Source organism: Priestia iocasae (genome assembly GCF_016909075.1).
Classification (GTDB): Bacteria; Bacillota; Bacilli; order Bacillales; family Bacillaceae_H; genus Priestia; species Priestia iocasae.
The window spans coordinates 1,027,166-1,048,944 of record NZ_JAFBFC010000001.1 but is presented as its reverse complement, the minus strand read 5'-3'; the positions used below and the strand labels follow the sequence as shown (position 1 = coordinate 1,048,944).

Below are 21,779 nucleotides of genomic sequence, written 5' to 3'. Positions count from 1 at the left end.
CCGCAGGAACTGCGGGGATAGCCTAATCAATAACAAACCGATAGGTTTGTGTTCTTAGGAATCCCCCACTTCAATTAGACCGTGAGGTCAATAAGGGGTGGGTAGTTCAATCTTCAATGATAGATTGTAATGTATTTAAAATACCCTCAGCATATTCACCGATAGAAACTTTCGAATGTTTTGATTTAGCTTCTTCTGTCGCATTCTCCACTAAGAAGCCATGCGTAACCGACTTAAGCATCAATAAATCATTTCCACTATCTCCAAAAGCAAAAGCGTCATTTTGGCTAACTTTGTATTTATTAAGCATAAACTCTACAATTTTATCTTTGCCTGTACCAACAGGAATAAAGTCTACATCATAACTGTCCTCCGGATCTCCAGCCAATGGATTACATCTATTAATATTCACAAAAATGTCGTTTTCCTTTGCTACCTTTCTTATTTTTTCAATGTTATTCTCATCCACGATAAGGGTTTGTTCTTTATAATAGTAATTCTTTTTAAATCGTGAACTACCTATATTGGTTTGTGGTTCTAAAATGATGTCATACTTATCATTTAGTACTTTTACAATATTTTCAACTTTATCAGCTGAAAATTTAGTTTGTTCTAACAACTCATTCCAATCAGAATCCGTTATATTCAAGTGATTCTCATCAAAATAAGTAATTTCAGTTCCTAAATTACTTGCTATAAAATGTGGAAATAATTCAATTTTACCCTTTTCCATTTTCCTTATAACTGACTCGATACTGCTTCCTGTAACCCATCCAAATATAAGTTGCTGTTGCCATGATTTATTGAATAAATAATTTTCTAACTCTCGAATCTTTTCCTGTCGATATTCATTACTTTCGTGTGGATAATACGTTTCATCAAAATCAAAAAATATGAGATATTTAGGATTCTTAACTTCATTCACTTGTCTACATTTACCAATCTTATTTAAGAACACTTAATACTACCTCCAAATTTTGTTAAGGTAATGATATATTTTACAAGTAGATATTAATTTGTGAAATCGATAACATGTCAACATATTTTTTTAAGGAAGTGACTTTATGCCTAACATTGATGAAATAGCAAAAATCTGTAAAGTATCAAAGACAACAGTATCTAGAGTGTTAAATAATCACCCTTATGTTTCTGAAGAAAAGCGCAAAAAGATATTAGATGTGATAAAAGAACTGGATTATTCTCCTAATTCATTAGCAAGGCACTTACGTACAAATAAAACAAGAACAATTGCTATTTCTATACCTAGTATTGATCATCCATTTTTTTCTCAATTAACGAAAGGAATATCCAATCAGGCATTTGATCAAGGCTATAAAGTACTTATCTATCAAACTTTTTATAAGAAAGAAATTGAACTAGAAACAATAAATCTACTTAAAAACAAAGAAATTGATGGCGTCATTTTATGCTCTTTAGAGAATGAATGGTCCACATTAGAGCCCTATCTAGCATATGGTCCAATATTATTGTGCAATGAATATCATGAAAGTGCTCCCATTCCTATCATTTGTTATGATGAGTTTAAAGCTACATATATAGCTGTAAAGCATTTAATACAGAGAGGACATACTAATATTGGTTTTTGCTTTGATACTTTCTATAGTCAAGCTCAAGCAGAAAGAATGAAGGGATTTTCATTAGCATTAAAGGAAGAAAACTTATTGGTTCATACAGAATGGATATTTGATCGAGCTTTTGATATAAAAGATGGCTTTAACATTTTTAAGAAATTAGATGGGATGGCAGAGAAGCCAACGGCCATTTTTACTGGTAGTGATCAAGTAGCAGCAGGAATCATTAAGGAAGCAATTAGTAGGAATTATCATGTACCTAAAGATTTAGCGGTAATAGGCTTCGACAATCAATTAATTTGTCAAGTGACCACCCCTACTATAACGAGTATTGGAATTCCTATTTTTGAACTGGGGAGAAAGTCTGTTCAAAAAATATTAGAAAATATACAACATGATGAAAATATTGAAAGAGAAGTTATACAATTACCTTTTGAGCTAATCATTAGGGAGTCAACATAAAAAAGAATAATGTACCTCAGTATACTTTGTCTAAAACGTCCCTTGACTTTAAAACTTAGTTATATTAGCAGATAGAAAAGGCATGTTGCATTAAAGACTTCTCCCTTCTCGTAGCTTTTAGTAAAGCTCTTATTTTGCATAAATTCACTTTTTCAAGAAACACTAGTAACCGTATGAATAACGTTACTCTAAAGGAGACAGTGAAATGGAGAAGCCAGCATGTAGCGCCTCAAAGAAAGAAAGCGGTGATTTAAAGTGGTGGCAATTGTCATTAATTGGAGTGGGCTGTATTATTGGAACAGGTTTTTTTCTCGCTTCTGGAATTGCAATTAAAAAAGCTGGTCTCGCTACTCTTCTGGCATTTCTTGTTGCTGCTTTTTCAACTTACATTGTATTTAACACTCTTGCAAAAATGACGGCTAATGATCCTCAAAAAGGATCATTTTGTGCATATGCAAAAAATGCTTACGGCCATTGGGCTGGATTCAGCTGTGGTTGGGTTTATTGGTTATCAGAAATTCTCATAATGGGAAGTCAGCTAACAGCACTTTCTATCTTTTCAAAGTTCTGGTTTCCAAATTTACCGCTTTGGGTGTTTGCTTCGGGATACGCTATTTTAGGGCTTGCCGTTCTATTAATTGGTACAAAAGGGTTTGAACGTTTAGAAAATGTGTTTGCTCTAATGAAAATCGGTGCTATTGTTATGTTTATTATTATTGCTCTTTTAGCCGTGTTTGGTGTGTTAAAAGACAATCCTTCTATTAATATACCTAATACAATTGATGACTTTTTTGGTGCTGGGTTATTTGGGTTATGGGGAGCACTCATTTATGCGTTTTATGCATTCGGTGGAATTGAAATTATGGGGCTTATGGCAATAAATTTAAAAGAAAAAAAAGAAGCTGCTAAATCTGGTACTGTAATGCTCATTGTTTTAACAGCTATTTATATCCTTTCAGTTGGGCTAGCCATCATCTTAACATCCAGAGATGCCTTTAATCAAAAAGAAAGCCCATTTGTTACAGCGCTAGCTGACTATAACCTTGATTTTTTCCCTCATGTTTTTAACGCTGCCCTTATTATTGCTGGCTTTTCAACAATGATTGCTTCAATGTTCGCTGTAACAAATTTACTTGTCACACTTGCTGAAGATGGAGATGCACCGTCTTTATTTGCTAAAAAAAATAAGGGGAAATTGAAAGTATCTTTGCCTTCGCTTGGACTTACGATCCTTGGGCTTATTGCTTCAATTCTCGCTGCCTTTTTAATGCCGGGAAAAGTGTACGAATACATTACAACCGCTGCTGGTCTTATGCTGCTTTACAATTGGTTTTTCATTTTACTCTCTTCACGTAAGCTTCTGGAATTAACAGCGGGAGACAAGATGAAACAGCTTCTAAGCATGGTGTTTATCGTCTTAGCAATTAGCGGCACCATTATTGAAAAATCCAGTCGTCCAAGCTTTTTTATTAGCCTTTTATTTGTTGGCCTTATCGGATTGGTTTTACTAAAAATGAAATCTGTTTGGAAACAAAAAGAAGAAAACGTCTCATAAATCATTAAAATGAGAAAAGAAGGCTCTGTGTCAAATAGAGGGCTTTTTCCCTTTTAACACAGAGCCTTCCGTTAAGAATCCAAATACAATTGAATGGCTTTGTTACTTCGCTGGCGTTCCTTCCATTTGTTTGTCTGTTAATTTATGTGGTATTACCATTTTAAATACTAACCCAAGCAATAATCCAACTCCCGTCGGAACAAGCCAGCTAAATCCAACTTCGTAAAACGGAAGACTTTTTACAAACTTCCCTATCCCCCCGACATCTAATCCAGCTTGCATCAAGGCATCTGTCGTACTTACAACCGAAACAAATAATGTAGCAAAACCATACACAGCTCGATGACCACCAAACCAATGATCTACAAATGACAAGACAATTAATAATATGGCAACGGGATAAATAGCTGTAAGAGCTGGAACCGAAACCTGTAAAATTTTCGTTAGGCCTAGATTTGCAACTAATAAGCTAAATCCAGCAAAGACAGTCACCCACATACGATATGATAACGCCGGAACAATTTTAGCAAAATATTGACTACATGATGTCACTAATCCAACAGAGGTTGTTAAACAAGCCAATGTAAAGACTAACCCTAACAGTACTGCTCCAACAGGGCCAAATAACGTGAAGACAATTTCTGTTAATGTTTGAGCACCATTTTCAGTTGAACCTCCATGTAACGATCCTAAATAAGCAAGCATGACATAAATAAACGTTAACACCAGGACAGCAACAACACCTGCACGTACAGATGATGATACAACTTGCTTTTTATCGGTCATTCCCATTTGCTTAAACGTAAGCGAAATAACAATTCCAAAATTCAATGCGGCAATCGTGTCCATTGTGAAGTATCCTTCTAAAAACCCTGTTGTGAATGGATTCTTCGCATAGCTGTTTACTGGTGGAGTTGGTTCTCCAAATGGATGAAACAATGCACGTACCACGATGAGGACAATTAACGTTAATAATAGAGGCGTCAGCAATTTACCAAAACGATCAACAAGCTTTCCTGGTTTTAACGCGAGCCAATAAGCAACACAAAAGTAAACAAATGTATAAAGGAATAATGCTCCTGCCCCCTTCATACCATTTGGTAAAAATGGTTGTACACCCATTTCAAATGCTAAACTACTTGCTCGTGGAATGCCTAAAAGTGGACCAATTGCTAAATAAATAATCACTGTAAAAACCATCGCAAACATAGGATGAACACGGCTTGCCAATACGTGTAGACCCTCTGATTTTGCTACTGCAATCACACCAAGAATCGGAAGACCAACTGCAGAAAGAATAAACCCAATCATCGCTGGCCAAAAAGCTGTTCCAGCAGATTGACCTAAAAATGGAGGGAAAATTAAATTGCCCGCTCCGAAAAATAATGAGAATAACATTAAGCTAGTAAATAACGTGTCTTTTTTGGATAAAGTTTTCATGATGATTCCTCCTCGCACATTTATGCATTCGTTTTATATACAAAATATCAATGTCACTATCCACTACAATCACCACCTATAAAAATAAAAAAATCTCGTCCCTAAAAAGGGACGAGATTTATATGTATTCTCGCGTTACCACCCTCGTTCTATGTCACTTAACAAAAGACATAGCACTCTGCCACGTACGTGTTCATACGTGCCCCTGTTAACGGCGGAAGCCGGATACACCTACTTATTTTTATCTTCAGCGTATCTTCTCAGAGAGGATATTCGGCTGCGTGCTGAACACTGATTCTCAGCTACTCATCAGTTCTCTGTAGAACAGCTCTCGCAACGTACTCGTTCTCATCAACGAATTGTTATTTTAATATAACTCATTATAACAAATAAATTAGAATTGTCTATCAATTTTTAAAATTTATTGTTTTGAATTTAAAAATACTACCTCTGCTAGGCGCTTGGTCGTTTCAAGTGGATTTTCTGCTTGACTAATGGCAGTAATAACCGATACACCATCTCCACCAGCTTCCATCACTACTTTTGCATTTTGCTCTGTAATGCCACCAATTCCCACAATTGGAATGCTCAATCCTTTTTCTCTCACTTCTCGAATAAGCACGGTTCCTCGTACCGCTTTTGCATCTTCTTTGGTGACTGTCGCAAACACTGGCCCAATCCCTACATAATCTGCACCTTGCTCAATTGCTCGTTTCACTTCGTCTAAATGATGAGTAGACACACCTAGTATTTTACCTTCTCCTATTCGTCTTCTCACTATGCCTGCTGATTCATCGTCTTGCCCGATATGTACACCATCAGCATTGAGTTCAATCGCTAAGTCCACGTCATCATTAACGATGAACGGCACGCCATACTGTTTGCATATGTGTTGTAACTCTTTAGCAAACAACACCTTCTCCTTTCCTACTAACGCATTGGTTCCTTTTTCACGAAATTGAAAGAGGGTTGCCCCACCTTCAATCGCTTTTGTTAGCACTTCTTTAGGGTCATTGTAGCAATTGTTACTTCCCATAATAAAATAAACGTGTAATAAAGTCTTCATCTCATTTACTGAAATAGTCCCCATCTAATCCTTCCCTTCAAGCGTTTTCTTTTTGTCTATGATGGTAGGCCCAGTGATTGGTTGGACCATGCCCGTTTCCAATCTTCAAGTCTTCTTCAATCGCTGCTTGAATGAAATCTTTTGCTACGACCACTGCTTGGCGAACCGAGCTTCCTTTTGCAAGCTGTGCGGTTAAAGCAGCCGCAAATGTACAACCTGTTCCGTGGGTATTTTTCGTATGAATTCGTTTGCTCGTTATATATAAAAACTCTTGGCCATCATAAAGAAGGTCAACAAGGTCTTCTCCTTCTCCATGACCACCTTTAATAACAACATGCTGTACGCCCATTTTATGAAGCTTTTTGGCAGCTTCCATTCGTTCATCTAAATTAGATATGGACATGTCTGTTAATACTTCTGCTTCTGGAATATTCGGTGTAATCACCATCGCTAATGGAAGTAGATGATCCTTTAAAGCTTGCACAGCCTGTTGCTGTAATAAGGACGCTCCACCCTTTGCAATCATAACTGGATCGACAACGATGCGCTCCCACTTATACTGCTTAATTTTATTGGCTACCGCTTCAATGATTTCACTGCTAAATAGCATACCCGTCTTTACAGCATCAGCTCCAAGATCTGCACCAATTGAATCAATTTGCGCTTCAACTGCTGCCACACTCATCGGATACACATCTTGCACACCTAATGTGTTTTGAGCCGTTACAGCCGTTATGGCTGACATTCCATAAGCTTTTAATTCTTGAAATGTTTTTAAATCTGCTTGAATCCCAGCTCCTCCACCACTATCTGATCCCGCAATTGTTAATGCTTTATATGTTGTCATAGTCCTCACACACTCTCTTTCTTTTCAATTGATGCATACTGTTTGATATGCTGTGCAGACAGATGAGAAAGTTGATTTAAAAATTCGACTTGAAAACTACCTGGTCCCTCTTTCTCTTTTTTCATTGCAGCTAGTTCTGCTGCAACTCCATAGGAAGAGACGGCTGACACAGCTGCCGTTAATGGATTTTCTTCTACCCCTATACATGCCCCTACTACTGCACTTAATAAACAACCTGCCCCTGTCACTTTCGTTGATAAAACATGGCCATTATGAACAATGTAAGTCGTTACGCCATCTGTGATGATGTCTTGTTTTCCTGTTATGACAACAACCGTTTTTAATTGCTTAGCCGCTGATTCTGCAAGTGAAACGAGATCACCATGACCTTCTCCAGCATCAACACCTTTAATAAGCCATTGCTCACCCATTACATTGGCTACTTCTGCTGCATTCCCTCTTAACACTGTAATATCCAACTCTTCCACAATACGTTGCGCAGTTTTTGTTCGATATGATGTAGCACCCGCTCCAACAGGATCAAACACAATCGGTACACCGTGTGCATTTGCAGATTTACCAGCAAGAATCATCGCTTCCACTTCTGTCTCATTCAATGTCCCAATGTTTAACACAAGCGCCCTAGAAATTTTCGCCATATCTTCTACTTCTTCTTTTGCATAGGCCATAACTGGTGATGCTCCTAACGCTAATAGCCCATTTGCGGTAAAGTTTGTGACTACGACATTTGTGATGTTATGTACAAGCGGGGTTTTTTGTTTAACATTTTCTACTACGCGAATAACTTGATTAATGTCCATGTATTTATCCTCCTGATTAATATGTAAATAAAAAAGCACTTTGCAAGCGCAAAGTGCTAAAAATGGCCATAGTTCTTCTAATGACATTCCATTCTTACTCCCTACGCTGGCATTATCCAACAGGTTCAAACGGTCTACGACGGATTAGTCGTACTCTCAGCCAAATTCCATTGGCTCCCGATTTATACAATTCTTATTGATTAGAAGTCTACTCTTTTTTATGTAAGTTTTCAAGCTTTTACATATAGATAATGCTTCTTATTGCTTCTCGTAATACATGATAATTCCATTTACAATAGCTTGCGCGTACAACTCCTGTTGTGTAGCGAGCTTTTTCGCATCAGATGCGTTTGTTACAAATCCAAGCTCAACAAGAACACTTGGCATATTTGTATACTTAATCACTTGGAAACCAGCAGCCTTTACTTTTCGATCCTTCATTCCCACAAGTGAAACAAGTTGACGTTGAATTTCTTCAGCTAATTTTTTTCCTTCTTCGCTTCTTGGATTTCGAGAAGAGTCATAAAACGTTTCGGCTCCTTGTGCACTTGGAGGACCTGCGTTTACATGAATACTTATAAAGAGATCCGCTTTATTTTTATTCGCCACATCCACTCGGCCGCCAAGAGTTGGGTATGTATCATTTGAGCGCGTCATAATAACATTTACACCAGCCGACAGCAGCATTTGTTGAACATGCTTAATTACACCCATCGTTACATCTTTCTCAGATATACCGTTTGCTACTGCACCTGGGTCTTTTCCACCATGACCTGCATCTAACACGATTGTTTCGCCTTTTAAAAATGGAGAAGAAACAGGATTCGGAGTCGGCGTTACAACCGGATTAGAGGTTGTCAAGTATTGACTTGCTACCCAGCCTATTTGATTATTCTTTGTTTTAATTTGTGTCCAATTTCCATTTGCTTTCATGACGTAAACTTCTGTTTGATTTGGCAAAGACGCGAGCACATTTCCATTGATACTTGGCACAGCTCGAACGTTTAGTGAACTTGCGTTTACAAACGCTATCTTTGCTTGTTCAGATGGCTCATTCGGTTGACTTGTTGTCTGTTTGGCTATTAAGTATTGACTTGCTACCCAACCAATTCGATTATCTTTTGTTTTGATTCGAGTCCAATCTCCCTCTACTTTTAACACATGTACCTCTGTGTTTTTTAATAAAGACATCAATATTTGTCCATTTGTACTCGGTACAGAACGAACATTGAGCGAGCTGGCACTGACAATTTTCGCTTCTTCACTTTCCGGATTTGGAACCGGAAGTGCTGGCTGAGTTGGTTGGCTATTAGTAGAAGCTAAATATTGATTGGCTACCCACCCTACTTGATTGTTTGATGTACGAACTTGTGACCATTCACCCTTTACAGAAAGAACGGTAACTTTTGTATTTCTCGTTACTTTCGTTAAGACTTGCCCACTTGTACTTGCTGATGAGCGGACATTTAATGAGCTGGCAGTCACGACCTTTACTTCTAGGCTACTTCCTGTATTAGATGAAGATGGGGTGGCTGGCTGTACTGCTTGGCTAGTCCCCTTTACATATTGACTCGCCACCCAGCCTACTTGATTGCTCGATGTAAGAATTTGTGACCATTCACCCTTTATCGAAAGAATCGTTACTTTCGTATTTCTCGGCAATTTTGTTAGTATTGGACCATTTGTGCTTGGTGTTGAACGAACGTTTAGTGTACTTGCATTTACAACAGCAGACGCTAACGTAGATTGTGAAGGTGCAGTCGTTGATGTGACATTTTGCTTTTGCACATATGTAGATGAAATCCAGCCCGCTTTTCCTTGATACACAACATGTGACCAACCATCTTTTTCATTTTTTATCTCTACTCGTGTATTTTTTTGAATTTTACCAATAATAGTCCCTTTTGTACTAGGTTCAGAGCGAACGTTTAGCGTATTCGCTTTAACCGTCGCTTGAGTAGGAGCAGCAACAGTAGGAGATGCCTGAACGATTAGAGAGCTGAGTACTGCTGAACAGCACACGCTATACATAAGTGCTTTCTTAGCCATGTTGATACCTTCCCTTTTTAAAAGATTTGCTTTTCTTATAAACGTTATTACGTTGTCAGTCAGCCTGATCATCTCATTACACACTGTTCATATCGGTTATTTCTTAAAAAGATTGATATTGTATTTGAATTTGGGCATAAAAAAGCAGTAAAGTTAATGGTAAGATTGGAGAGTGATTGTAAAATGAAAAAGAGCATTTTGCATATAGATGAACAATCTATGCAAGCATTAGAAGCACCAACACTTCTTACACATGACTTTTACGAACAACCAACAATTGAATTAGCTAAGTCATTACTCGGCTGTTTGCTTATAAAGGAAACAAAACAGGGTGTAACGAGTGGATTTATCGTTGAAACTGAAGCATATATAGGACCTGATGATCGTGCCGCTCATAGCTTTAACAACCGTCGGACAAAGCGAACGGAGATTATGTTTCATGAAGCAGGACACGTCTATACATACGTCATGCATACTCATTGCTTATTAAATGTTGTAAGCGGAAATGTCGATCAACCTGAAGCGGTTTTGATTCGCGCGGTCCAGCCTTTTAAGGGTAAAGAATTAATGATGCAAAGACGCCAAACGGCTGTTGAACGTAATTTAACAAGCGGACCAGGAAAATTGACAAAAGCAATGGGGATTACAATGGACGATTACGGAAAGACCTTTTTTATGCCACCATTGTTCATTGCTCGTGGTATCACTCCGTCAGCTATTTCTCAAGGACCTCGTATTGGTATTCCAAACACAGGGGAAGCAAAAGATTATCCATGGCGCTTTTGGATAACAAACAATGCCTTTGTCTCAAAGTAGAAAAAATGACAAGATAAAACGAATCTCACTTATGTATTCACTTTCGCTATTTCTTAACAAAATTCCTTCCTTTTCATTCATTTTCGCTAATTTTCACCTCAACAAAAAAGTTCAGGGAAAACTCCCTGAACTTTTTTATACCCACCACATTTGTGAAGGAGATTCTTCAATTAAAACAGACTGCAGATTTTTAACAGCACGCTTAAATCCTTCTTCAATCGACATGATTGGATCTTCATGTTCAATGCTCACCACGTAATCATATCCATACGTACGTAATGCACTCATCATGTCAGACCACTCTGTTAAGCTATGCCCACAACCAACTGAGCGGAATGTCCACGCTCTTGTTTGAACACTACCGTATGGCTGCATATCTGTTAAGCCATACATGTTAATGTTTTCTTGATCAAGATACGTATCTTTTGCATGGAAATGGTGGATTGCATTTTCTTTTGCTAAAATTTTAATTGCTGCCACAGGGTCAATTCCTTGCCACCATAAATGACTTGGATCTAAGTTCGCACCGATTGCATCACACGTTTCCTCGCGTAGCTTTAATAGTGTATATGGCGTATGAACAAGGAATCCACCGTGAAGCTCAAGTCCAATTTTCACATTATGTTCTTTAGCATAATCGCCTACTTCTTTCCAGTAAGGAATTAATTTCTCTTCCCATTGCCATTTTAGTACATCGCCGTATTCATTAGGCCAAGGTGTAACAGGCCAGTTTGGATATTTTGCGTCTTCATGATCCCCTGCCGTTCCTGAAAAACAGTTGACAACTGGTACATCTAACAATGATGCTAGCTTAATTGTTTTTAATAATGTTTCATGAGATTCTTTCGCAAATTCTTTCTCTGGTGAAATTGGGTTACCGTGACAACTAAACGCACTAATGATTAAATCGCGCTCTTTTACTTTTTGAATGTATTGCTGACGTGCTTCTTCATCTTCTAACAATAAATCTAAGTCACAGTGATTATTCCCTGGGTAACAACCTGTTCCAATTTCAACTGCATGTAATCCCGCTGCCTTCACCTTATCAAGCATTTCTTCAAACGATTTATCTGCAAATAAAACCGTAAATACTCCTAGTTTCATCTTTGTATCTCCCCTCAATTTAACGCGACGTTTTGCACTGTTTTGCTTTTTTCATAGATTTGATCAATGATATTCGACACTTGAAGTGCTTCTTCTGGCTTGACAATCAACTCAGCATTTCCTAAACAGGCATCAATAAAGTTTTTCGCCTGCGGCAATCCAGGATTGTCTTCTCCTTGAATCCATGCAGCTTCACTATTTAATAGCATGCCATTTTTCGTTGTATATAGCTCAAATGGAAAGACGCTAATGCCACCTTCTGTTCCCGAGATGCTGACATGTTCAGCATCATCTTTTACATTTGCCGACCATGACGTTTCAAGTAACAGAGATGCTCCGTTCTCAAATTTAATGTAAGCTGTAACATGATCATCCACATCAAACGTCGTATGGTCAAACGCTCCCCATTGATTCACTTGGTTTGGCATTTTACTTAGTGCATTGTACGCACTTCCACTGACTTCAACGTGCTTTGGATTTCCCATTAACCAAATGGCTAAATCAAGTAAATGACAACCATAGTCGATTAAACTCCCCCCACCTTGAAGGGATTTGTTTGTGAATACACCCCATCCTGGTACTTTGCGACGACGCAATGCTTGAACTCGTGTCACTAAAGGCGTTCCAATGTCTTCCATCATCTTTTTCGCCGCTTGTGCTTCTTTCATAAAGCGATAGTGATACGCAATGGCTAACACTTTATTCGCTTTTTTCGCAGCAGCAATCATTGCTTCACATTCAGTCGTTGATAGTGCCATTGGTTTTTCACAAAGAACATGAACACCCGCTTCAAACGCTGCAATTGTAATTTCTGCATGAAACTTATTTGGTGTACAAATGCATACAGCATCTACTTCTTTAAACAAGTCATGATAGTCTTCAAAGACGTGTTCAATATTATTAGCTGTTGCTACTTCCTTTGCTCGCTCAACGTTCACGTCGCTGACAGCTGTAATCGTACAAAATTCAGCTAAGTGTTGAAACGCCGGGATATGGCGGCCCGTTGCAATGCCACCAACCCCTATCATTCCAATGCGAAGTTTACTCATGAAATCACCTCATCACTTATACTCGTGTAATTTGTTTTGTGTCGCTTGATTTTAATGCCGCTAAAATAACAGCTAATGATTTCATACCTTCTTCGCCTGTAATTAATGGCTCTTTGTCTGTTAGAATTGACTCTACGAAGTGGTCAACTACTTGAGAACTACTTTGTCCACCTTCATCATTTGATTGAATTTTACCAAGCTCATAATTCACAACTTCACCAGTAGCATATTGAACAATTAATGAATACGTTGGATGATCTTCCAGGCGAAGAATTGCTTTTTCTCCGTAAATAATCGTTGAGTTATCTTCTTTTGCCGTGTACGCCCAGCTAGCTGCTAATGTTCCAACAACGCCGCTTTCCGTTTTTAAAACACATACTGCATTATCATCTACATCGGCAAAGTCTTTTGCACTTGTTTCAACGAATGCACCTACTTCTGTAATGTCCTCACCTAGTAGATAACGAAGTAAATCTGTTTTATGAACACCTAAATCACCCATCGCTCCAATAAATGCTTGTTCTTTACGGAAGAACCAGCTGTCTTTTCCGTCTACGCTCCAGCCCTCTGGCCCCGGGTGGCCGAATGCTGTACGGAAGCTATACAACTTTCCAATTTCGCCACTCTCAATTAATTGACGCGCTTTTTGATGCGAAGGAACAAAGCGTTGATTATGTGCAATCATTAATTTCTTCCCGCTTTTCTTTGCTGCTTCAATCATGGCATCTGCTTCTTCTTGTGATGTAGCCATTGGCTTTTCACATAATACGTGAACACCTGCTTCTAAAGCTGCAATGGAGATAGGTGCATGTAAATAGTTAGGTGTACATACACTTACTACATCAACTTCACCGCTTGCTAATAATTCTTCATAATTTGTATAAGCTTTTGCTTCATACTTTGCAGCGATTTCATTTACACGCGCTTCATTAGGATCACAAACAGCTACGATCTCTACATTTTTATTTGCTTGATACTCCGGTAAATGACGATGTTGTGCGATACTTCCGCAACCAATTACCCCAACCTTTAATGTTTTCATCAAAAATCTCTCCCTTTTTCAATAAATGTATACGAAATCAAATGTGAGCTCGGCTTCTCATACTTAATTCACGTAGGCTCTGTTTATCTTTTCAACTAGTCGTTAAATTTCGTTGCAAGTATTTGAATGAAATCATACTTTGTATTAGTTTTTTACAGCAATCTTCTCTAATGGCTGTGCGTTTCCGTATACTGGACGTTGGCGGTCAACCGGTGCAGCCCATTTTACGCCGTTAATAATGACACGCTGGATGTCTTTGTTGTAGTATGTTGGATATGTCTCATGACCTGGTCGGAAATAAAAGACTCTTCCATTTCCACGCTTATACGTGCAACCACTGCGGAAGATTTCTCCTCCTTCGAACCAACTTGTAAAAACAAGCTCATCTGGTGCTGGGATATCAAAATGCTCTCCGTACATTTCCTCTTTTTCTAGCTCGATATATTCACTGATACCTTCTGCAATTGGATGGCTTGGATCTACTACCCAAATGCGTTCTTTTTCATCGGCTTCACGCCATTTTAAGTCGCAGCTTGTACCCATTAATGTTTTAAAGATTTTTGAGAAGTGACCTGAATGAAGAACGATTAACCCCATTCCATCAAGCACACGTTGTTGTACTTTTTTTACAATTTCATCTGCTACTTCATCGTGCGCAAGGTGGCCCCACCATACAAGTACGTCTGTATCTGCTAGAACTTCATCCGTTAATCCGTGTTGTGGCTCATCTAACGTAGCAGTTTTAGCGTCAAGACCTGCTTCTGTTAAAAATTGTGCAATCGCACCGTGAATTCCTTCAGGATAAATTTCTCTTACCACTGGATTTTTTTGTTCATGTCGATTTTCATTCCATACTGTTACCTTTACCATACTTGTCACCTATCCTTTTTTATTATAAAAATAGCAATCTCATTTTTTATTGCATCGTTAGTGAACCGGTTAACCTGACATATAAGAAGATACTCAACGCTTCGATGTTGAATCCCTCTTTACAATTTCAACAGGTAAATGAATTCGTGCTAACGTTTGTATCTTACCTTCAATAGCTTGAATTAATGTTTCTGCTGATACAACGCCTTTTTTGAAAACATCTTGCCTAACTGTCGTTAAGCTTGGCGTTGAGTAGTTACTAATTGTTAAATCATCAAATCCAACAATGGAATAATCATGTGGTACTTGCTTTCCATGCTCGTTTAATGCTTTCATTATCCCTAACGCTAAAATATCAGATGTAGCGAAAACTGCTGTTAGTTTATCACCAAGAGCTAACACTTTTTCACCCATCCGATAGCCATTTTCAAACGAGCTATCATGACCTTCAAAGATTAGTTCTTGATTTACAGAAATGTTCGCTTCTGCTAGTGCTTTGTTATAACCTATAAAACGCTTTGTATCAACTGGACTATTCGTTAGGCGATGAGCTACGAACCCTATTGAACGATGTCCTAACTGAAGTAAATGCTTGGTTGCTAGATAGCCACCTAATTCATCATCAACATGAATGTTGTGATAATGTTTTGCATACTCTTCATACGTATCAATTAGCACGATTGGAGTCGATAGCGTTTTCATTTCCTTGTATAAATTTTCTGAAAATGTACCTAAAAATAGTAACCCATCTAAATTTCGTTTTGTGATCCAATTTTTACAATCTTCTGGATTTCCGGCTCCCGAGATTAAAATATCATATCCATTTTTGCGAGATACATATTCGATCCCACTAATTACTTCACTATAGTAATGATTTTCTTTAAAAATTGTAGCAAGTGAATCGTCTACTAACGGAAGCATAACACCAATCATATTTGATTTTCGCTTCGATAAACTAATGGCTGTAAAATTCGGCTGATAATTCAGTTCTTTAACCGCTTCCAAAACTCGGTACTTTGTTTCATCCGATACTTTCTTTACACCATTTAGTACATATGAAACGGTTGCAGGTGAAACACCAGCGTACTTCGCTACATCACGGATTGTTATTTTTTGATTCATGTCTCCTCCGGTTAAACGGTTAACTTAATACAAGTTGATTATATATAATTATGTTTCATTGGTCAACAAAAAATGTAAGCGTTATCTGTAATTTTATATCTTTTACAAAATTAGTCCAAATTTTGGCTTCTCACATCAACCTGCATTATAATAAAGTAGCATTTGAGTTTTTTGTTAAAGGAGTTTATTTTGTGAATGTTGTGACAGCCTTATTGCTAGTTTTATTTATTCTTAATATGTTGTTAGCCATTACTCTTATCTTTTTAGAAAGACGTAGCATTAGTACTACATGGGCTTGGTTGATGGTTCTTTATTTTATCCCTGTACTGGGATTTATTCTTTATTTAATTTTCGGCCAAAATTTAAGTAAACAAAAAATCTTTACGTGGGATCAAAAAAGTTATATTGCCCTACGTCAATCTGTTGCTGAACAAACGGAGCAATTAAAAGAACATCGCTTCTCTTTTTTAAATGAAAGTGCTGAAGAATATAAAGATTTAGTATTGATGAACTTAGTCCATAATGAAGCGATTTTCACTCAAAATAATGAAGTGAAGATTTTCACAGATGGCCACGACAAATTCGATTCGTTACTTCAAGATATCGAGCAAGCAACCCACCATATTCATCTCGTCTACTACATTATTCGCTCAGATGAATTAGGAACAAAGCTTGTAAATGCTCTCGTTAAAAAAGCAAACGAAGGTGTTCAAGTAAAAGTATTATATGATGATATGGGATCAAAAAAGTTTAAGCGAAAACTGATTAAAGCATTAACAAAAGCTGGAGGAGAAGTGGCTCCTTTTTTTCCATCAAAGTTTCCACTTTTCAATTTACGTATTAATTACCGTAATCATCGTAAACTCGTCATTATTGATGGAAAGATAGGATATATCGGTGGCTTCAACATTGGGGACGAATATTTAGGCTTAAATCCAAAATTTGGTTACTGGCGTGATACGCATTTAAAAGTGTTGGGAGCAGCTGTTCACTATATTCAGTCGCGCTTTATCCTCGACTGGAATCATGCATCTTCTTCTGCCATAACGTATCATCAACATTATTATCCACCCCTATCATCGATCGGTGAGGTTGGGATGCAAATTGTATCAAGTGGACCTGACTCAGAAGAAGAACAAATTAAAAATGGCTATATAAAAATGATTTTAGCAGCAAAAGATTATGTATACATCCAAACACCTTATTTTATTCCTGATGACACCTTGCTAGATGTACTAAAGATTGCAGCCCTCTCTGGTGTTGATGTTCGAATTATGATTCCAAACAAACCAGATCATCCTTTTGTGTACTGGGCAACCTACTCTCACATTGGTGAATTATTAAAAGTCGGCGCAAAAGTTTATATTTATGAAAAAGGATTTCTTCATGCAAAAACGATTGTAGTCGATAATAAAGTAGCGTCTGTTGGGACAGCTAACATTGACATGAGAAGCTTTCGGTTGAATTTTGAAGTAAATGCATTCCTTTATGACTCATCTCTTACTCATCAGCTTACATGTGTGTTTGAAAAGGATATGAATGATTCTACACTCTTAACACGAGATGCTTATGAACAGCGTCGACTTCTCATTCGCTTTAAAGAATCAATTTCAAGGTTGCTTTCTCCTATTCTCTAATTTTTACTGTTTTATGATAAGGAAATGATATCCTACTGTACCACTTTTTAAGCAATGACATCCTACTTTACAGCTGTTAACCTGTATACATGCGCTCAACAAAAACAGCTTAAAAGCTATAGGAGGTTTTTTCTAGATGCTTAAGAAAATGTTAATGGTAAGTGCACTTGTTATTCCGGTGATCGGTATACAACAAACAGCTAGTGCAGAAAGTAATACACACGTTGTAAAAGAAGGAGAGTCTCTTTACAAAATTGGTATCGAACATGGCGTACCGATAACAGAATTAAAAGAGGCTAACGATAAAAAAGGAAACAATCTGTCAGTTAATGAAACATTAACGATCCCAACGACAATTAGTGATTATGAAAAAGACTTATTAGCGCGTTTAGTACAAGCTGAAGCTGAGGGTGAATCGTACGCAGGTAAAGTAGCCGTTGCTTCAGTTGTATTAAATCGTGTAGAAAGTGATCAATTCCCAGATTCTATTCATACGGTTATTCACCAAGACGATGGTATTCAGTTTACACCTGTTGCAAATGGGCAAATTAATAACCCAGCAAGTGAAGATGCAAAGAAAGCAGTAAATGAGGCACTTGCATTTAAAGGACTAGGTAACGATTCATTATTCTTCTTTAATCCTGATAAAACAAGTGATCAATGGTTACGTCAAAAAGAAGTAACCACAACAATTGGTGATCACGTATTTGCTAAATAATACGTTACAAAGAGGCTGTCTTCTGAACAGCCTCTTTTCTTATTTACTTCGGTTGAAAACGAACAGCTCCATCAAGGCGAATGACTTCTCCATTTAACATTGGATTTTCAATTATGCTTTGAACAAGCATTGCATATTCAGCAGGCTGACCTAATCGTGAGGGAAATGGCACCATTTCACCAAGCGCTGCTCTTGCTTTTTCTGGAAGTGTTGCAAACATCGGTGTTTCAAATAAACCGGGTGCAATTGACATATGACGAATGCCAAATCGAGCGAGTTCTCGCGCAATTGGTAATGTCATACCTACCACTCCACCTTTGGAAGCGCTGTAGGCTGCTTGTCCAATTTGCCCTTCAAATGCTGCCACAGATGCTGTATTAATAATGACACCGCGCTCTCCATGTTCATTCTGTTCATTTTGACTCATCATATCTGATGCAAGTCGAATCACATTAAATGTTCCTATTAAATTCACTTGAATAACTTTGTTAAAAAGTGATAAATCATGTGGCTCATCTTTATTGATGACTTTCTTCGCAATGGCAATACCGGCGCAATTGACGACAACGTTCACGTAGCCAAATACTTTCTTTACTTGTTCTAGCCCCATTTTTACGCTTTCTTCATTGGTAACATCTACTTTCATAAATATCACTTGATCACTGCCCAGTTGCTCTACAATCTCTTTTCCTTTTTCCTCTGCTAAATCGAAAATCGCGACTTTCCCGCCACTTTCCACAACCTTTCGTACCGTTCCTTCTCCTAAACCTGAACTTCCACCTGTCACAACTGCTACGCATTCATTTACTTTCATTTTCTCTCCCCCTCGTTAATCTAATCGTTCAATAATCGTTGCATTTGCCATTCCGTGTCCTTCACAAATTGCTTGTAATCCATAAGTTCCACCCGTTCGTTCTAATTCATGAATAAGCGTAACCATGACACGCGCTCCGCTCGCCCCTAATGGATGACCAAGTGCAATTGCTCCTCCGTTTGGATTTAATTTTTCAGGATTTGCTTTTAACTCTTCTAACCAAGCTAGAGGCACTGGCGCAAATGCTTCGTTGACTTCATATACATCCATATCATCGATTGTTAATCCCGCTTTTTTCAAAGCTTTTTCAGTCGCTGGGATAGGTCCTGTTAGCATGAGTTCTGGATCAGAGCCTACAACCGTACGTGTGACAATTTTAAAGCGCGGCTTTACTCCTAATTCCTCTGCCTTTTCTTTTGACATTAACAATAAAGCAGCCGCTCCATCACTAATTTGACTCGCATTTCCCGGATGAATTTTACCCTCTTCTAAAAAAACTGGATGTAATGCATTTAATTTATCAATTGATGTATTTTTTCGTGGACCTTCATCTGTTTTTACAACTGCTTTCGATCCATCTGATAGCGTTACTTCTAGTGGCATAATCTCGCGTTCGAATCGCCCTTCTTCTTGAGCTCGAATGGCTCTCATATGACTATTGAATGAATACTCATCCATTTTTTCTCGTGTAAATCCCCATTTCTCAGCAATTTTCTCTGCTGATATCCCTTGATTGAAGGCACCAAAACGAGCTATTAACTTTTCATTCCACGTTGAGCCTTTTAAATTTGAAAACATTGGAACTCGCGACATACTTTCAACACCCGCTGCAACGACAACATCCATATCTCCACTTAAAATAGCTTGAGCCGCAAAATGAACCGCTTGCTGACTCGATCCACATTGACGATCAATTGTCGTGCCTGGCACTTCAATTGGATATCCTGCTAGCAAAGCTGCCACTCTTGCAATGTCTCCTCCTTGTTCACCTACTTGCGATACGCACCCCATAATCACATCATCAATATGTATCGGATCAACATTTGCTCTTTTAACAACTTCACGTAACACTTCTGCCGCTAAATCATCTGGTCGAACTCCACTTAGCGCTCCACCTTTTCTCCCAATCGGCGTTCGTACTGCTTCGACAATGACGACTTCTCTCATCTTTTCATCCCCCTTGTTTGTTAGTAGAGAGAGTGACGAGTTCGTCACCCTCTCGCTCTTTTTACACCTGTACGTTAAACGTATCTCGAAGCTTAAATTTCTGAATTTTTCCAGATGCATTTCGAGGTAGCTGATCAGCAAAGACTATTTTCTTCGGTACTTTATAACCAGCAAGTTGATTGCGACATAACTGTTTAACTTCTTCTTCTATCAGAGACTCTCCTTCTTTCACCACGACAACAGCGGTCACAACTTCTCCCCATTGTGGGTCAGGTGTACCGATAACAGCTGCTTCTAATACGTTAGGGTGTTCATATAAAACATGCTCCACCTCGACGGAATAGACATTTTCACCACCCGAAATAATCATGTCTTTTTTACGATCGACGAGTGTGATATAGCCTTCTTCGTCTTTTGTTGCTAAATCTCCTGTAAATAACCATCCATCTTGCAATGCATCTTCTGTTTCTTTTGGTTTTTTGTAGTACTCTTTCATAATTGTTTCACCGCGTAGAATGAGCTCTCCTACTTCGCCAGGTACGACCTCTTGTCCTTTGATGTTCACAACGTTCACTTCTGTAAATAAGAGTGGTGTCTTACCGGATTTACCTAAGTGCTTTTGATGGTCTTCTGGCGTTAAATAGATACCTGTTGGTCCACCTTCCGTTAAGCCACATAAGTTATAAAACTGCTTTGTTTGAAACACATTCATGCTTTTTTTCACTAGTTCTGGTGCCATCGGGGCTGCTCCATAACAGCAACGTTTAATAGATGAAAGGTTATAATTTTCAACATTAGGTACTTGAAATAAATAGTTATACATCGTTGGCACTCCAAAAAACAGTGAAATTTTATGTGTATCAATATTTTTCAGTACTTCAACTGGGTGAAATTCACGCTGAATAACGTGACTTGTACCTAAGAAAAAGCCTGGAATTAAAAATAAACAAAGCTGTGCACAATGAAACAATGGTGCTACATGTAAAAGACGATCTTCGACTTGAAGACCTAACACACCTGAAATGCCAATTGCTACTTTCAATACGCGCTCGTGATCAAATACAGCACCTTTCGGATGGCCGGTCGTTCCAGACGTATAAATAATATGGGCATCGTCTGTACTGCTGACATCGATATTTGGTTCGTCATCAATTTCCTTCATCACCATTTGAAAATCAGCACCTTCACCATTTCCAGCAGTAATGACTCTTCGTACAGAACGAACTCCTTCTCTTGCCTGTTCAATCACACTTTTTAACTCTACATCACAAATAATGACTGCTGTTTCGGACTGATTTAAAATGTAATGAACCTCTCTTGAAACTAATCGGAAATTAACTGGTACAGCCACCGCCCCAATTTTAAGAATGGCAAAATAACTAATGGCAAAGTAATCAGAGTTTGTCATAAATAACGCAACTTTTTCACCTTTTTTTACACCGAGATTCAAAAGACCCCATGCGAAATGATTCACTTTTTGATTAAACTGTTCATACGTATACACTCGCTCTTCACAAGTTAAAGCCCACTTTTTCGGATGTCTTCTTGCGTTTAACGCCACATAACTCCCAATATTCATCCTATATCCCCCTATTTATGAAAAATGGA

General features: G+C 38.1%; 19 protein-coding genes, 1 riboswitch and 1 other annotated feature. Of the genes, 5 read left to right on the top strand and 14 right to left on the bottom strand.

The genetic code is table 11. The annotated features are described in order from the left end of the window. Positions 1 to 106 precede the first annotated feature (106 nt). Positions 107 to 958 (bottom strand): HAD-IIB family hydrolase, encoded by an 852-nt coding sequence (locus JOC83_RS05235; RefSeq protein ID WP_205184682.1) that lies wholly within the window; start codon positions 956 to 958, stop codon positions 107 to 109. A 106-nt stretch (positions 959 to 1,064) separates the two neighbouring features. Here JOC83_RS05235 and JOC83_RS05230 point away from each other — a divergent pair, with 106 nt between their 5' ends. Beyond that, positions 1,065 to 2,054, top strand: coding sequence for a LacI family DNA-binding transcriptional regulator (locus tag JOC83_RS05230; RefSeq protein WP_205184680.1), 990 nt, complete (start codon positions 1,065 to 1,067; stop codon positions 2,052 to 2,054). 205 nt (positions 2,055 to 2,259) lie between these two features. Beyond that, on the top strand, positions 2,260 to 3,609 hold the full coding sequence (locus JOC83_RS05225; RefSeq protein WP_205184678.1) for an amino acid permease: 1,350 nt from the start codon (positions 2,260 to 2,262) through the stop codon (positions 3,607 to 3,609). 102 nt (positions 3,610 to 3,711) lie between these two features. On the opposite strand, the gene brnQ is transcribed toward JOC83_RS05225, so the two are convergent. The 5 genes from brnQ to JOC83_RS05200 all read right to left on the bottom strand — a co-directional run bounded on the left by brnQ (position 3,712) and on the right by JOC83_RS05200 (position 9,832). Continuing rightward, positions 3,712 to 5,049 carry a branched-chain amino acid transport system II carrier protein gene (gene brnQ, locus JOC83_RS05220; protein WP_205184674.1) on the bottom strand — a complete coding sequence of 446 codons (1,338 nt, stop codon included), beginning with the start codon at positions 5,047 to 5,049 and terminating at the stop codon, positions 3,712 to 3,714. Positions 5,050 to 5,153: 104 nt separating this feature from the next. After that, positions 5,154 to 5,413: a binding site (T-box leader), on the bottom strand. Between the two features lie 57 nt (positions 5,414 to 5,470). Further along, positions 5,471 to 6,139 carry a thiamine phosphate synthase gene (gene thiE, locus JOC83_RS05215; RefSeq protein ID WP_205184671.1) on the bottom strand — a complete coding sequence of 223 codons (669 nt, stop codon included), beginning with the start codon at positions 6,137 to 6,139 and terminating at the stop codon, positions 5,471 to 5,473. 13 nt (positions 6,140 to 6,152) lie between these two features. Further along, positions 6,153 to 6,962, bottom strand: a complete 810-nt coding sequence (thiD, locus tag JOC83_RS05210) for a bifunctional hydroxymethylpyrimidine kinase/phosphomethylpyrimidine kinase (RefSeq protein WP_205184668.1) — start codon at positions 6,960 to 6,962, stop codon at positions 6,153 to 6,155. 5 nt (positions 6,963 to 6,967) lie between these two features. Then, positions 6,968 to 7,783 carry a hydroxyethylthiazole kinase gene (gene thiM / locus JOC83_RS05205; protein WP_205184666.1) on the bottom strand — a complete coding sequence of 272 codons (816 nt, stop codon included), beginning with the start codon at positions 7,781 to 7,783 and terminating at the stop codon, positions 6,968 to 6,970. Between the two features lie 81 nt (positions 7,784 to 7,864). Then, positions 7,865 to 7,974, bottom strand: a riboswitch (TPP riboswitch). A 67-nt stretch (positions 7,975 to 8,041) separates the two neighbouring features. Then, positions 8,042 to 9,832 (bottom strand): N-acetylmuramoyl-L-alanine amidase family protein, encoded by a 1,791-nt coding sequence (locus JOC83_RS05200; protein WP_205184664.1) that lies wholly within the window; start codon positions 9,830 to 9,832, stop codon positions 8,042 to 8,044. 219 nt (positions 9,833 to 10,051) lie between these two features. Between JOC83_RS05200 and JOC83_RS05195 the strand changes: the two genes are divergently transcribed. Then, positions 10,052 to 10,648, top strand: coding sequence for a DNA-3-methyladenine glycosylase (locus tag JOC83_RS05195; RefSeq protein ID WP_205184878.1), 597 nt, complete (start codon positions 10,052 to 10,054; stop codon positions 10,646 to 10,648). Between the two features lie 135 nt (positions 10,649 to 10,783). On the opposite strand, the gene JOC83_RS05190 is transcribed toward JOC83_RS05195, so the two are convergent. From JOC83_RS05190 to JOC83_RS05170, 5 genes are all read right to left on the bottom strand, one after another. Then, positions 10,784 to 11,752: a sugar phosphate isomerase/epimerase family protein gene (locus JOC83_RS05190; protein WP_205184662.1), complete on the bottom strand. Its 969-nt coding sequence runs from the start codon at positions 11,750 to 11,752 to the stop codon at positions 10,784 to 10,786. Between the two features lie 14 nt (positions 11,753 to 11,766). Continuing rightward, complete coding sequence (locus JOC83_RS05185) at positions 11,767 to 12,801, bottom strand: Gfo/Idh/MocA family protein (protein ID WP_205184660.1); 1,035 nt, start codon at positions 12,799 to 12,801, stop codon at positions 11,767 to 11,769. Between the two features lie 16 nt (positions 12,802 to 12,817). Next, positions 12,818 to 13,843 carry a Gfo/Idh/MocA family protein gene (locus tag JOC83_RS05180; protein WP_205184658.1) on the bottom strand — a complete coding sequence of 342 codons (1,026 nt, stop codon included), beginning with the start codon at positions 13,841 to 13,843 and terminating at the stop codon, positions 12,818 to 12,820. 144 nt (positions 13,844 to 13,987) lie between these two features. Continuing rightward, on the bottom strand, positions 13,988 to 14,713 hold the full coding sequence (locus JOC83_RS05175; protein ID WP_205184656.1) for a ThuA domain-containing protein: 726 nt from the start codon (positions 14,711 to 14,713) through the stop codon (positions 13,988 to 13,990). 93 nt (positions 14,714 to 14,806) lie between these two features. Further along, complete coding sequence (locus JOC83_RS05170; protein WP_205184654.1) at positions 14,807 to 15,835, bottom strand: LacI family DNA-binding transcriptional regulator; 1,029 nt, start codon at positions 15,833 to 15,835, stop codon at positions 14,807 to 14,809. A 236-nt stretch (positions 15,836 to 16,071) separates the two neighbouring features. Between JOC83_RS05170 and cls the strand changes: the two genes are divergently transcribed. Then, positions 16,072 to 17,472, top strand: a complete 1,401-nt coding sequence (gene cls, locus JOC83_RS05165) for a cardiolipin synthase (RefSeq protein WP_239583375.1) — start codon at positions 16,072 to 16,074, stop codon at positions 17,470 to 17,472. Positions 17,473 to 17,608: 136 nt separating this feature from the next. After that, positions 17,609 to 18,190: a cell wall hydrolase gene (locus JOC83_RS05160; RefSeq protein WP_205184649.1), complete on the top strand. Its 582-nt coding sequence runs from the start codon at positions 17,609 to 17,611 to the stop codon at positions 18,188 to 18,190. A 43-nt stretch (positions 18,191 to 18,233) separates the two neighbouring features. Here JOC83_RS05160 and JOC83_RS05155 read toward each other — a convergent pair whose 3' ends face one another. The 3 genes from JOC83_RS05155 to JOC83_RS05145 all read right to left on the bottom strand — a co-directional run bounded on the left by JOC83_RS05155 (position 18,234) and on the right by JOC83_RS05145 (position 21,750). Beyond that, a complete protein-coding gene (locus JOC83_RS05155) occupies positions 18,234 to 19,004 on the bottom strand; it encodes a 3-hydroxyacyl-CoA dehydrogenase (protein WP_205184647.1) in 771 nt (256 codons plus the stop codon). A 15-nt stretch (positions 19,005 to 19,019) separates the two neighbouring features. Continuing rightward, positions 19,020 to 20,171 carry a thiolase family protein gene (locus JOC83_RS05150; protein ID WP_205184645.1) on the bottom strand — a complete coding sequence of 384 codons (1,152 nt, stop codon included), beginning with the start codon at positions 20,169 to 20,171 and terminating at the stop codon, positions 19,020 to 19,022. 61 nt (positions 20,172 to 20,232) lie between these two features. Next, a complete protein-coding gene (locus JOC83_RS05145; RefSeq protein ID WP_205184643.1) occupies positions 20,233 to 21,750 on the bottom strand; it encodes a class I adenylate-forming enzyme family protein in 1,518 nt (505 codons plus the stop codon). Between the last annotated feature and the right edge of the window lie 29 nt (positions 21,751 to 21,779).